The sequence below is a fragment of the Pseudomonas spelaei genome (assembly GCF_009724245.1).
Lineage (GTDB): Bacteria > Pseudomonadota > Gammaproteobacteria > Pseudomonadales > Pseudomonadaceae > Aquipseudomonas > Aquipseudomonas spelaei.
In genome coordinates, this window is sequence record NZ_WNNK01000011.1 from 133,504 (window position 1) to 146,253 (window position 12,750).

The window sequence follows — 12,750 nt, forward strand, 5'->3', positions numbered from 1 at the left end:
ACAATGCACAACACACATCAAATCGCCGACCTTCCTTCCCTGCGTAAACAAAAGATCCTGTTATTGCTGGAACGCGACGGCAAAGTCATGGCTTCTGAACTGGTGGATCACTTCGCCGTGTCCCAGGACACTATCCGTCGCGACCTCGGTGAACTGGCCAATGCAGGCCTGTTGCAACGGGTCCACGGCGGCGCCTTGCCGCGCCCCAAGGACACCGGCAAGGACTATTTCACCCGCGTCAGTGAAACCAACGAGATCAAAATGCACCTGGCACGGCTCGCGGCCAGTCGTGCACAGGACGGCCAGATAGTGCTGTTCGACTCAGGCACCACCACCTTGCAAATCGCCCAGTCACTCCCCCGCAACCTCACCTTGACGGCGGTGACCAGCTCACCCCTGATCGCGGTTGCCCTGGCAGAGCACCCGCACATTACGGTGATCCTGGCCGGTGGTCAGCTCAACCCGGCGACCATGTCCGCCACCGGCCATGAAGCCGTGCGGCTGATTCAGGGCATCAAGGCGGACTTATTGTTCACCGGCGTCTGCGCCCTGCACCCACAGATAGGGATCAGTTCGCTGCACTACAATGAGGTCGCGGTGAAACAAGCGATGCTCGACAGCGCTTCTCACGTGGTGGCCGTGACCCTGGCCGATAAACTGGGGGCCTCGGAACCCTTTGTCGTCGCGCCTTGCACGCGAATTCACACACTGATCACCGAACAATCCGTGGCCCCAGGCAGCGTTGAGAGTTATCAGCAAATGGGGATTGAAGTGGTGCAAGCGGATGATTGATTGTCCTGGTCACGATCAAACGGCTGCCGAGAACGCCTGAACCCTTCGGCGTTTTCCACCCTCCAGGTCCACAGCGCAATCATATGCACCCGCAGTTCCTTGCCCAGGCCTGACAGGGCATATTCGACCTTGGGCGGCTGACGGCGTAGAAAAAACAAACCAGAAACGCAAGGCATGATGGCCTCTCAGTGAGGCATCGCCTGGTCGAAGTACTGTTTCATCAGACGAACGTTTTCAGCACGGCGACCATGGGCACTCCAATCGATACTGAAGCCCATTTCCCGGGAAAAAAGCACTGTATCGAAATGATCGCCGGCGCTGGCTACGGCCAACGCATCTCTGACCTCGTAATCACCAAACCCCTCGGCGTGTGCCCTGATAGCCCGGCGGAGGACATCAGATTTCTGCTCCAGCTTCCCTTGATAAACAAGATTACGTATGGCGTCTGCAAGGGCACGCCGACCGTCTTCCCGTTGATCCGCGATAGAAGCCTCGGCCTTGAAGGCCGGGCAGCCAGTACCGAGACGCTTGCCACAACGCGTTGCCAATTCGTCGAAACGAATGGCCCTGCGCGTAAAAACGCTCATGTCGTCACGGACCGTATCCATATGCGAGCGAACCACTGCGCTGACGGTCAGGATAGCCACGTCCAACAGCTGCGAGTCGCTCTTGCCCTTGACCTGTTCAAAGGAAAAACCTCGATAGGGCTCGTCAATGAGCAAGTGAGTCGCATGGATCAGGTCATTAACCGACGAAGTACGAAAAGGTCTTATCAAATAATCATAGGTGTCATTGTTTTGTGTCTGTCGCAGCATGACCAATGCGACGTAAAGATCAGCGATGCTCTCAGAAACAAGGTCGGCTTCTTCCCGGGTCAGCTTGACTCCAAGCAGACGGTCGTCACGTACATACAGGCGTACCAAGACATCCCGGTCCTGAGCATGAGCAAACTCATGAAAATAGGCCCAATGGTTAAACTCCTCCAGCTCGAACTCGTAAGGCGGCGCCCCCTCTACATAGCGCGCCTCAAACATCCGTTGGTCTGATTCGGGCCTTATATAGACAACACGTTTTCCACCATCATCAGCAGTGGTAGCGGCACTGGCAGACAGCTGTTTGTGTGACAAATGCAAATAGGTGATGTATTGGTTCCACACCTCCGGATCGAGCCCCAGAGCCCGACGAAACAGGCTCAAAGGGAGAAACGGGTTTTTTTTCATAAGTTCAGTACCATCGCCAGGATACTGATAGCCAAAGGTCTCGGTTTCTCGATTTCTGTAGTTGGCGAGGAAAAACTTCAACTTCGGATCGGACGACAGTACAAATACTGTGTCGTTGCCACCATAGCGCCGGGTCATCTCCTGGCTCAATGCGGAAGATTGCTCACGTACCTGTTCTACCGTCATCCCTTGGGGGTAATCTGCAGAGTGCATGGTGTGAAGAAAGGAGGCGTCCTGAGCAACAGCAAATGCCTGATGCATCGTTCGGAACCACTGCGGAGCACATCTCAAATAGAGCATCATCCAGAGCAGGAAAACGAGGAACAAACCGCCTAACCCCACTACCATGACTATTGGCCTGCAGGCAGACCATACGGTCTGTTTGGGTGGATCAGATGCCGGCACTTCGCCTTGATTGACTGTCATAACTTCCCTGTTTTTGATAAGGCACGCTTAAAGCGAAATATCGTTTTGCCACTACTTCGCTCGACGCGGCAATTTACGCACTCCTCTACCTCGAAACAAGTAGTCGGCGTCTCGCACCTCAAGGCACCGACAGCCAGCGCTGGAATGGTGTCTTCTCCGACAATGGGCACCAGGCGAAGTCCCAAGGCACTGGCGGTAGCTGTTCCTCCACCACACTGTACGGGCGATCCTTCCAATCAAAAACCCTGACCGACGTGCCTTGCCAGGCCAATACCACCCCCTGCGCGTGACTGTCGTCTGTATGAATCCAGTGCGCGGCGGCTGCGGTCATGAACACCTCGATCGACTCCTCATCGATCTGCCCCCGATACCGTGAGCCCAACAACCAGCGGCAAACACTCAGGTAGTAGGTCCATCCCCGCGACAGCTGATTGCGGTAGGCCCAGGTCATGAAGCTGCGAAACAGGTTCAGGCCATCGGGTGGATCCAGCTTGAGCAGCGCCGGGCAGATATCAAACAGGGTGTGCCAGTAAGGCAGTAGCCGCGCATCCAGGTGCACGAAACAACGGGAGTTGCTGGGATACTCGGCCGCAGGCAACTGGAGGTCGCCGCGTAACGGACGACGGGACGCCTTGCTGACCAGGCGGGCAGCACCAGAAGGTAGGAGATAACTCATGGATCGCACTCATATTCGTGACGAGGGAACGCCTCCTGATGACAGGAAGCCCGAAGCACACGTCAGAATGCCGGGGAAGCACGAGGATTGGCCGAGGGCCAGAGGTATCGGGGAGGTGTCTTGTTGCGCTGCTCATGGCCCGGGCGCGGCGTTTGCCCAAGGCTCAGCAGCCAGGCCAGGCAGAACAGATAGACGATCGCCAGGGTCACGGCCGAACAGACCGGGCAAGCAAAGAAGTTCGACCAACTGCTCGCCGTCGGACTGCCAAGGCCGCTGTCCGGGGCCGGCGCCTTGCTGCCCAATGCCGAGCAAAACTGCCCGCCAAGGCCATTGAGCTCCAGGCCCATCATCTGCCCATGACCCAAACCGCAGACGAACACATTGAACAGGACGCAGAAATACAAGGTCCAGGCAATGAGCGAACGGTCCGGGCGGGTCAGTTTCATGGCCGCGACTTTAACACCGAACCTTAAGGCGGATGAAGCCCGGCCTGCCCTGCGGCAGAACGTCGCAGATTACGTAGAGCGGCCAGGGTTGGTAGAATGAGTACCCTCCTCGTTCACTCCTTTTCAAAGCCTGATTGATACGTTTCGCGGGACCCAGGCGCTTCACAGGATGCACCGTTGATGAGTACGTTATTCACCCGCCGCAAAGTCATCCAGGGCATGGGCCTGCTGGGCCTGGGCCTGCTGAGCGGCTGTGACAACAGCCCCAGACTGAACTTCAAGTACGGCAAGGATCTTAGCGACAAGATCATGGGCCGTACCTTCAGGCTCAAGAACACCGAGGGCGAGTCCGTCACCCTCAGCTCCTTCCGTGGCCTGATGCCGGTGGTGTTTTTCGGCTTCACTCAATGCCCGGCCGTCTGCCCGACGACGCTTGCCCGGATGGCCCAGGCCAAGAAACTCATGGGTCGCGATGGCAAGATCATGCAAGTGATCTTCATCACGCTGGACCCGGAGCGCGATACGCCCAAGGTACTCGACGCCTACGTCAAAGCCTTCGACCCCAGCTTCGAAGCGCTGTACGGCACCCCGGAAGAAATCGCCGTGGCCGCCAAAGAGTTCGGGATCTTTTATGAAAAGATCCCCGCCGGCGACAGCTATACCCTGTCCCATACCGCCACCAGTTTTGTGTTCGACACCCGCGGCAACCTGCGCCTGGGCCTGTCGGCATCCCTTAACGCCAAAGAGTGCGCAGAAGACCTGCTCACCGTCATGGAGGTCTGCTAATGACTGCCGTTCAAACCCTCAAGCGCATCGCCCTGGGCCTTTCCCTGCTGGGCCTCGCCGCCCACGCCAGCGCCCAGACCCAGGTCAGCGACGCCTGGGTGCGCGCCACCGTACCGGGCCAGCCCTCCAGCGGTGCCTTCATGACCGTCACCGCCGACAGCGACAGCAAGCTGCTGAGCGTCGCCTCACCCGTGGCCAAGACCGTGCAAATCCATGAAATGAGCATGAAGGACGACGTGATGCGCATGGGTCCGGTGGACTTCGTCGCGTTGCCCGCCGGCAAGGCGGTGAAGCTCGACCCTGAGGGCTACCACGTGATGCTCATCGACCTGACCGGCCAAATCAAGGAAGGCGACCAGGTGCCGCTGACCCTGACCGTGGAAAACGCCAAAGGCGAAAAGCAGACCCTCGAGATCAAGGCCCCGGCCCGTGCCTTGAACGGTATGGACCACATGGACCATAGCAAGATGCATTGATGTGCGGTGATGGTGCTTGCCCGCTCGCCACAGAGGGCAAACGGCATACTTAGAACCAGCCCTTTCAAGGTCTGAGATGTAAACCTCTTGTGGGAGCTGTCGAGCTTTAGCGAGGCTGCGATAGCGGTGGGGTCAGGCACCCTCGATGTTGGCTGTGCCGACGCCATCGCAGCCTCGCTAAAGCTCGACATCTCCCACAGTTGATCTTCACTGCCCTGAGCGGAAGGCATACCCCTAACTCTCAAGCGTTCTCGTTACCCAATCGGGTAAACGAATACCGGTCGATATCCGTCCTCAGGTGCCAGCCCTGGCCCTGCCAGTATCGGGCTGCACTGTCGTTGGTCTTGAACACATCAAGGTGGCACTTCCGGATGCCCTGCTGTTCAAGTGCTGAAAGACAGCGCGCCACAAGAGTGTTGGCGATGCCTTGGCGCCGATACTCAGGCAGCACCAGCAAATGCTGCAAATAGCCACGGCGTCCGTCATGCCCGCACATCACGCAAGCGCAGAGCACGCCATCGGCTTCAGCGACAAAACTCATGCCAGGGTTGCGCTCCAGGTACCGGGCAGTCGACTCGCGGGAGTCGGCATCGCGCAGGGAAATACCGGGGGTGTTGTACATAAGGTCGATGACGGCAGTGTAGTCATCCATGGTCATGACGCGGATGTTGAACATTGGAGTGAGCCTGGCGTGATGAATGTTCCGGGTTGCCAGCCTAGCAGCATCCGCTTTACACGTTGATGGCCCCGCACTGCTCTGCATCAGTTATTTATGCTCACTTCCCAACTTAATAATATTTTATTAATAACCGCCCGCCCCCTAGCCTTGAAGTCATGCCCGAGCTGAATCCCATCGCTGTTCAGAAGGATAGAGACATGACTGTTGAGACCACAAAAATAGACACCCTTGTGGTGGGCGCCGGCCAGGCCGGCGTGGCCATGAGTGAGCATCTGAGCAAGCAGGGCGTGCCGCATCTGGTGCTGGAGCGTAGCCGTATTGCCGAGCGCTGGCGCACCGGGCGCTGGGATTCGCTGGTGGCCAACGGGCCGGCCTGGCATGACCGTTTTCCAGGCCTTGAATTTGATGACGTCAGCCCGGACGGCTTTGCCGCGAAAGAACGCGTGGCGGACTACTTTGAAGCCTACGCTCGCAAGTTCAACGCGCCGATCCGTACCGGCGTTGAAGTCAAATCGGTGGAACGCAATGTCGGTCGCCCGGGCTTCACCGTGCACACGTCTGAAGGCGTGATCGAAGCCAACCGGGTAGTCGCAGCCACCGGACCGTTCCAGAAGCCGGTGATCCCGGCCATTGCGCCGCAGAATGTGCCCTTCACACAAATTCACTCCGCCGACTACCGCAACCCTGCGCAGTTGCCCGAGGGCGCCGTACTGGTAGTGGGCGCGGGGTCTTCAGGGGTGCAGATCGCTGATGAACTGCAGCGTGCCGGCAAGCAGGTCTATCTATCGGTCGGCGCTCATGACCGCCCTCCCCGTGCCTACCGCAACCGCGACTTCTGCTGGTGGCTGGGGGTGCTGGGCGAGTGGGACCAGGCGGCGATGAAGCCGGGCCGCGAGCACGTGACCATTGCGGTCAGCGGTGCCCATGGCGGCAAGACTATTGATTTTCGCGAGCTGGCTCATCGCGGCATGACGTTGGTGGGGTTGACCCACTCCTTCGATGGCGCCGTGGCGACTTTTCAGCCAAACCTGGTGGAGAACCTGACCCGCGGTGACGAGAACTACCTGGCGCTGCTGGAGGCGGCAGACGCCTATATCGAGCGCAATGGCCTCGACCTGCCGCAGGAGCCTGAAGCCCGCCGCGTGTTCCCGGACCCTGAATGCGTCACCCAGCCAATCCTTGAATTGGACCTGGCCAAGGCCGGTGTCACAACCATCATCTGGGCCACCGGCTTTGCAGTGGATTACAGCTGGCTGAAAGTCGACGCCTTCGACGCCAGCGGCAAGCCTCAGCACCAGCGCGGCGTGTCCAGCGAGCCGGGGATTTATTTCCTGGGTTTGCCCTGGCAGTCCCGTCGCGGCTCGTCGTTTATCTGGGGCGTCTGGCATGACGCCAAGCACGTGGCTGACCATATCGCCACCCAACGTAAATACCTCGATTACCGGGATGCATCGCAGCGTCGCGAAACCACTCACTCCCCTGTCAGCGCCTGATACTCAAGGAATTCAAGATGCCTACCCACACCCGTATTCGCATGTTCAACACCAAGGAAACCTACCCGAACCAGACCCTGGACAACGACCTGTGCCAGGCTGTTCGTGCCGGCAACACTGTCTATGTTCGCGGCCAGGTCGGCACCGACTTCGACGGTAACCTGATCGGCCTTGGCGACCCGCGTGCCCAGGCCGAGCAGGCCATGCGCAACGTCAAGCAACTGCTGGAAGAAGCCGGCAGCGACCTCAGCCACATCGTCAAGACCACCACTTACCTGATCGACCCACGCTACCGCGAGCCGGTGTACCAGGAAGTCGGCAAGTGGCTCAAGGGCGTGTTCCCGATCTCCACCGGCCTGGTGGTATCGGCCCTGGGCCAGCCACAGTGGCTGATGGAAATTGATGTGATTGCCGTCATCCCCGAGTAAACAGGAGGCAGGACATGACCTTTTCAATCGTCGCCCGTTGCGCCGAAACCGGCCAGCTCGGTATCGCTATCAGTTCATCGAGTATCGCTGTGGGCGCCCGCTGCCCGTGGCTGCGGCCCGGTGTGGGCGCTGTCGCGACCCAGAACATCACCCTGCCCGCCCTTGGCCCGGAAGTGCTCGACCAGCTTGAGTCGGGGTTGTCACCTGAGCACGCGGTGGACAAGGTGCTGACCCGCAACGGTTACAGCCAGTACCGGCAGTTGACGGCGATTGATCACCTTGGGCGCACCGTGCATTTCAGCGGCAGCGAAACCCTGGGCACGCACAACGCCATGTCGGGTGAGCAATGCGTCGCCGCCGGCAACATGCTGGCGGACCGTTCGGTGATCGAGGCCATGGTTGCAGCCTTTGAAAATGGCGAAGGTCAACTGGCAGACCGCCTGTTAGCCGCCATGCACGCCGCCATCGCCGGCGGTGGCGAAGCCGGGCCCGTGCATTCGGCCGCCATGGTGGTGGTCGGTGAATTGACCTGGCCAATCATCAACCTGCGGGTGGATTGGGCCGACCAGGATCCGATTGGCAAACTGCAAACGCTGTGGGACACCTATCGCCCGCAAGTCCAGGACTACATCGACCGCGCGTTGGCTCCCGACAAATCCCCGGGCTACGGCGTGGCCGGAGACGATCGATGAGCACCCGCCGTGATTTGCTCAAGACGCTGGTGGGGTTTGATACCACCAGCCGCGAGTCCAACCTGCAGTTGATCGCGTTTGTCCGCGATTACCTCGAAGGGTTCGGTATCGCCAGTGAGTTGGTCTATAACGATGAGCGCAGCAAGGCCAATCTGTTCGCCACCTTCGGCCCGGCGGATCGACCGGGCATCGTGCTCTCGGGGCACACTGATGTGGTGCCGGTGGATGGCCAGCCATGGACGGTCCCGCCGTTCGAGCTGACCGAGCGCGACGGCAAGTTGTATGGCCGGGGCACGGCGGACATGAAGGGCTACATCGCCTGCGTGTTGGCCTTGGTACCGTCACTGGTCAATGCGCCGTTGCAGATGCCGGTGCATATTACGCTGTCCTATGACGAGGAAGTGGGCTGCCTGGGGGTGCGTTCGCTGCTCAAGGTGCTGGAGCAACGGCCGGTCAAACCGATGCTGTGCATCATTGGCGAGCCCACCGAGTTGAAGCCGGTACTGGGTCACAAGGGCAAGCTGGCGATGCGCTGTGATGTGCATGGCGAAGCCTGTCATTCGGCTTATGCGCCGTCCGGGGTGAATGCCATCGAGTACGCGGCCGAGCTGATCGGTGAGCTGGGGCGGATTGGCCAGCGACTCAAAGGGCATCAGGATGCGCGGTTTGATCCGCCTTTCACCACCGTGCAAACCGGGCTCATTTCCGGCGGCAAGGCGTTGAATATCGTCCCTGCCGATTGCCGCTTCGATTTTGAAGTACGCGCCTTGCCCTCGCAGAATCCGGCAGTGGTGGCCGATGAGTTGAAGGCCTACGCCGAGCAGCAAGTGTTGCCGCGCATGCAAGCCGTCAGCGAGCAGAGTGCGATTCGCTTCACTGAGCTGTCGGCGTATCCGGGGCTGGTCACCGATGAACGTAGCCAGGCGGCGGAGCTGATTGCGGCGTTTTCCGGCTCGCGGGAGTTTGGCACCGTGGCGTTTGGCACTGAAGGTGGGCTGTTTGATGCGGTGGGCATCCCGACCGTGGTGTGCGGGCCTGGCAGCATGGACCAGGGGCATAAGCCGGACGAGTTTGTCAGTGTGACGCAGTTGGATCGGTGCGATGAGATGCTGCGGCGGATGTTGCTCTCAGTCCGCACCTGAGCCTGGTGCTACTCATCGAGCACTGAAGATCAAAGGTGGGAGCGGGCTTGCTCGCGAATGCGATGTGTCAGTCAATAGATGTATTGGCTGATCCACCGCATTCGCGAGCAAGCCCGCTCCCACATTGGCCCTGCGGCTACGCCAACAACCGCGCCAACTCCTCCTGGCAGTAGTCCACAAACAACTGCACCGGTTTGGTCAACGGCGCCCGCCGCAACCACACCGCCGACAGCCCCGACCCGGTCACCGTCTCCGCCAGCGGCACGCACACGACCTTCTGCCCGTCATAGGTGTATTCCGAAAACGGCTTGGTCACCAGGATCGAAAAACCAAACCCGCGCCCCACCATGCCCCGCACCATTTCGATGGACGGTGAACTGAACACGATGTGCGGCGTCAGCCCGCGCTCCTCGAAAATGCTCACGAAGTAGGTGCGGCTAGGTAGCACGTCCAACAAAATCATCGGCTCCAGCACCAGGTCCGCCAATGACACCTTGGCCTGCCGGGCGAAGCGATGATCCGCCGGCAGCAAGGCATACGGCTGCTGCGGCGGCATCAACGGCACCGTCTCGATGGTGCTGCCCAAGTCATGCTCAAACAACATGGCCACATCGATACTACCGGCCGTCAGCGCCTGGACCAGTTCCTGCTGCTCGCCATCGCGCATGCGTATTTCCACCCCCGGCCAGCGTTCCTTGAACCCGGCAATCAAGCGTGGCAAATACAGCGGCGCTACCGTCTCAAAACAGCCGATATCGATCTGCCCCGCCACCACGTCATTGTCCGCCAAGGCGTTCTGCTCGAATTCATGAGCCACCCGCAGCAGCTCCAGCGCCTTGCGATAGAACCGCGCGCCACTGGGCGTCAGCGACACCCCCTGGGCGTGATGACGGATAAACAGCTGCACGCCAAAGCTCTCTTCCAAGTGCTTGATGGCCGTCGACACTGATGGTTGCGCGATGTACAGCTTGCGCGAGGCCTCGGCCACGCTGCCGCACTCGGCGGTGGTTACAAAATATTTGAGTTGGCGCAGATTGTAGGCAGCCATGGGCACCTCGGAAAACGTGGGATTTCGCCCCAAACAAGTGCAAGAAAAGCGGCTTTTTTGGTGGTTTTATTGCCATGCAACATACCGGAGCAAAAAACACCGCGAGATATTTTTTTTAAGGTCTGAAGCAACAAACTTACTAATTTACCTGCCTGTGACCATTGCACATGATCACTCCAACAACAAAAAGCGTCGCCCATGCGGCGCACAGCGAAGTACGTCCACGTACTCACCTTGCCTTGGAGTTCGTCATGGTCACCACTGCAACATCCTCCACTCCGCTTATCGAAAAACACACGATTGGCTATGTGCCCCCGGAAGATCGCCACGGAAAGGTAAGAGACCTGTTCACCCTCTGGTTCGGCGGCAACATCGCGCCGCTGCCCATCGTCACCGGCGCCCTGGGCGTGCAACTGTTCCACCTGAACCTGGTCTGGGGCATCGTCGCGATCCTCGTCGGCCACCTGGTGGGCGGCGTGCTGATGGCGCTGCACTCGGCCCAGGGCCCGCAGATGGGCATCCCACAAATGATCCAGAGCCGCGCCCAGTTCGGCTCCCTCGGCGCCCTGCTGGTGGTGGTGATTGCCGGCGTGATGTACATCGGTTTCTTCGCCTCCAACATCGTCCTGGCCGGCAAATCCCTGCACGGCGTGGTCGACAGCGTCCCGGTTCCGGTCGGCATCGTCATCGGCGCCATCGGCTCGGGGATCATCGGCATCATCGGCTACCGCTTCATCCACGTGCTTAACCGCATCGGTACCTGGGTGCTGGGCGCCGGCATCGTGCTGGGCTTCGGCTACATCTTCACCCACGTACAGACCAGCGACTTCTTCACCCGTGGCAGCTTCAACATTTCAGGCTGGCTGGCCACCGTGTCCCTGGCCGCGCTGTGGCAGATCGCCTTTGCGCCCTACGTTTCGGACTACTCCCGCTATCTGCCGGCTGATGTGCCCGTCGCGTCGACCTTCTGGACCACTTACCTGGGCACCGTCCTCGGCTCCAGCCTGTCGTTCATCTTCGGCGCCGTGGCGGTCTTGGCGACCCCAGTCGGCATGGACACCATGGAAGCGGTCAAACTGGCGACTGGCTCCATTGGGCCGCTGATGCTGTTGCTGTTTTTGCTGAGTGTCATCAGCCACAACGCCCTTAACCTTTACGGTGCGGTGCTATCCTTGATCACCCTGGTGCAGACCTTTGCGTATCGCTGGATCCCGACGGCCAAGGCGCGTGCGGTGATCTCGGTCATCGTGTTGGCAGCCTGCTCGATTGCAGCGGTGTTTGCCTCGAAGGACTTTATCGGACACTTCGTGGACATGGTGCTGGTGTTGCTGGTGGTGCTGGTGCCGTGGACCGCGATCAACCTGATCGACTTCTATGCCATCCATAAGGGCAAATACGATATTGGCTCGATCTTCCGGGTCGATGGCGGGATCTACGGGCGCTACAACCCACAGGCGCTGTTGGCCTATGCAGTGGGGATTGCGGTGCAGATCCCGTTCATGAACACACCACTGTATGTCGGCCCGATTTCGGCACACATCAACGGGGCTGACCTGTCCTGGGTGGTGGGGCTGCTGGTGACGTCACCGTTGTATTTCTGGTTGGCGAGTCGGGACAGTGCGTATAAGCGCCGGATGGAGGGGGGAAAGTTAGTGGGCAGCGTTTGAGTGTGGCAAAGGGGGGGCTTGCCCTAATGCCAGTCAGTTAAGCGAACGCGGTGCTCAAGGCAGAGAAGAACGAATGTGGGAGCTGGCTTGCCTGCGATTGGATCAACTCGATATACCTGAAGTATCGAGGTGTCTGCATCGCAGGCAAGCCAGCTCCCACACTGAATCTGCTTCGGTTGCTGGATCCCCACTCCTTAACTGATCGGCATTAGGGGCTTGTCCCCCTTTTCAATCACTCAAAACCCGCTAGGATCATGTTCTCGATCCTCTAAAGCCGGTCACCTCAATGCCCACCCTGCACTTTCGCAACGCCGTTTCCGAAGACGCCACCCGCTGTTACCACATAGAAATCGGCGCCTACGAAGGTGACGAAGCCGCCACCCTGGAAAAGATCGCCACCCGCATTGACCTCTATCCTGAAGGCTTTCTGATTCTGGAAGTGGATGGCGAGGTAGTCGGCTTCATCAACAGCGGCTGCGCCCATGAAGTGGTCATGTCCGATGAGTCGTTCAAGGAGCTGGTGGGCCATTCGGCCGACGCGCCCAATGTGGTGATCATGTCGGTAGTGGTGGACCCGGCTCACCAGGGCAAAGGCTACGCAAAACAACTGATGGAGGCGTTTATCCTGCGCATGAAAGGCATGGGCAAGCAGACCATTCACCTGATGTGCAAAGACCAGCATGTCGAGTTGTACCGGCGGATGGGTTATCGCTACGTTCAGCCGTCTGCCTCTGACCATGGCGGTATGGCCTGGCACGAGATGGTCATGGATATCTAAA

14 protein-coding genes are annotated in these 12,750 nt (G+C 59.4%); 9 read left to right on the forward strand and 5 right to left on the reverse strand.

Annotation, left to right across the window (positions count from 1 at the left end; genetic code table 11):
- The first annotated feature begins 3 nt into the window (after positions 1–3).
- Positions 4–792 carry a DeoR/GlpR family DNA-binding transcription regulator gene (locus GNF76_RS14875; RefSeq protein WP_155583904.1) on the forward strand — a complete coding sequence of 263 codons (789 nt, stop codon included), beginning with the start codon at positions 4–6 and terminating at the stop codon, positions 790–792.
- 185 nt (positions 793–977) lie between these two features.
- Here GNF76_RS14875 and GNF76_RS14880 read toward each other — a convergent pair whose 3' ends face one another.
- The 3 genes from GNF76_RS14880 to GNF76_RS14890 form a co-directional block, all read right to left on the reverse strand.
- Positions 978–2,438, reverse strand: a complete 1,461-nt coding sequence (locus GNF76_RS14880; protein WP_155583905.1) for a hypothetical protein — start codon at positions 2,436–2,438, stop codon at positions 978–980.
- A 118-nt stretch (positions 2,439–2,556) separates the two neighbouring features.
- On the reverse strand, positions 2,557–3,114 hold the full coding sequence (locus tag GNF76_RS14885) for a putative natural product biosynthesis protein (protein WP_155583906.1): 558 nt from the start codon (positions 3,112–3,114) through the stop codon (positions 2,557–2,559).
- 62 nt (positions 3,115–3,176) lie between these two features.
- Positions 3,177–3,560 carry a DUF2946 domain-containing protein gene (locus GNF76_RS14890; RefSeq protein WP_155583907.1) on the reverse strand — a complete coding sequence of 128 codons (384 nt, stop codon included), beginning with the start codon at positions 3,558–3,560 and terminating at the stop codon, positions 3,177–3,179.
- Positions 3,561–3,740: 180 nt separating this feature from the next.
- On the opposite strand from GNF76_RS14890, the gene GNF76_RS14895 reads away from it, so the two are divergent.
- Positions 3,741–4,346, forward strand: a complete 606-nt coding sequence (locus GNF76_RS14895) for an SCO family protein (RefSeq protein ID WP_155583908.1) — start codon at positions 3,741–3,743, stop codon at positions 4,344–4,346.
- A complete protein-coding gene (locus tag GNF76_RS14900; RefSeq protein ID WP_155583909.1) occupies positions 4,346–4,822 on the forward strand; it encodes a copper chaperone PCu(A)C in 477 nt (158 codons plus the stop codon). Before GNF76_RS14895 ends, GNF76_RS14900 begins: the two co-directional genes overlap by 1 nt.
- Before the next feature lie 241 nt (positions 4,823–5,063).
- Here the strand turns inward: GNF76_RS14900 and GNF76_RS14905 are convergent, their stop codons facing one another.
- A complete protein-coding gene (locus GNF76_RS14905) occupies positions 5,064–5,498 on the reverse strand; it encodes a GNAT family N-acetyltransferase (protein WP_155583910.1) in 435 nt (144 codons plus the stop codon).
- Between the two features lie 158 nt (positions 5,499–5,656).
- Here GNF76_RS14905 and GNF76_RS14910 point away from each other — a divergent pair, with 158 nt between their 5' ends.
- The 4 genes from GNF76_RS14910 to argE are packed head-to-tail and all read left to right on the forward strand — an operon-like array spanning position 5,657 to position 9,256.
- Positions 5,657–6,994, forward strand: coding sequence for a flavin-containing monooxygenase (locus GNF76_RS14910; RefSeq protein ID WP_379652566.1), 1,338 nt, complete (start codon positions 5,657–5,659; stop codon positions 6,992–6,994).
- Positions 6,995–7,011: 17 nt separating this feature from the next.
- On the forward strand, positions 7,012–7,422 hold the full coding sequence (locus GNF76_RS14915) for a RidA family protein (protein WP_155583912.1): 411 nt from the start codon (positions 7,012–7,014) through the stop codon (positions 7,420–7,422).
- Between the two features lie 14 nt (positions 7,423–7,436).
- Positions 7,437–8,114 carry a DUF1028 domain-containing protein gene (locus GNF76_RS14920; RefSeq protein WP_155583913.1) on the forward strand — a complete coding sequence of 226 codons (678 nt, stop codon included), beginning with the start codon at positions 7,437–7,439 and terminating at the stop codon, positions 8,112–8,114.
- Positions 8,111–9,256 (forward strand): acetylornithine deacetylase, encoded by a 1,146-nt coding sequence (gene argE, locus GNF76_RS14925; RefSeq protein ID WP_155583914.1) that lies wholly within the window; start codon positions 8,111–8,113, stop codon positions 9,254–9,256. The genes GNF76_RS14920 and argE overlap by 4 nt, the downstream gene beginning before the upstream one ends.
- A 136-nt stretch (positions 9,257–9,392) precedes the next feature.
- On the opposite strand, the gene GNF76_RS14930 is transcribed toward argE, so the two are convergent.
- Positions 9,393–10,304, reverse strand: coding sequence for a LysR substrate-binding domain-containing protein (locus GNF76_RS14930; RefSeq protein ID WP_155583915.1), 912 nt, complete (start codon positions 10,302–10,304; stop codon positions 9,393–9,395).
- A 251-nt stretch (positions 10,305–10,555) separates the two neighbouring features.
- On the opposite strand from GNF76_RS14930, the gene GNF76_RS14935 reads away from it, so the two are divergent.
- Entirely contained in the window at positions 10,556–11,971 is a 1,416-nt protein-coding gene (locus GNF76_RS14935) for a purine-cytosine permease family protein (protein ID WP_155583971.1), read from the forward strand.
- A gap of 286 nt (positions 11,972–12,257) precedes the next feature.
- A complete protein-coding gene (locus GNF76_RS14940) occupies positions 12,258–12,749 on the forward strand; it encodes a GNAT family N-acetyltransferase (protein WP_155583916.1) in 492 nt (163 codons plus the stop codon).
- Position 12,750 lies beyond the last annotated feature (1 nt).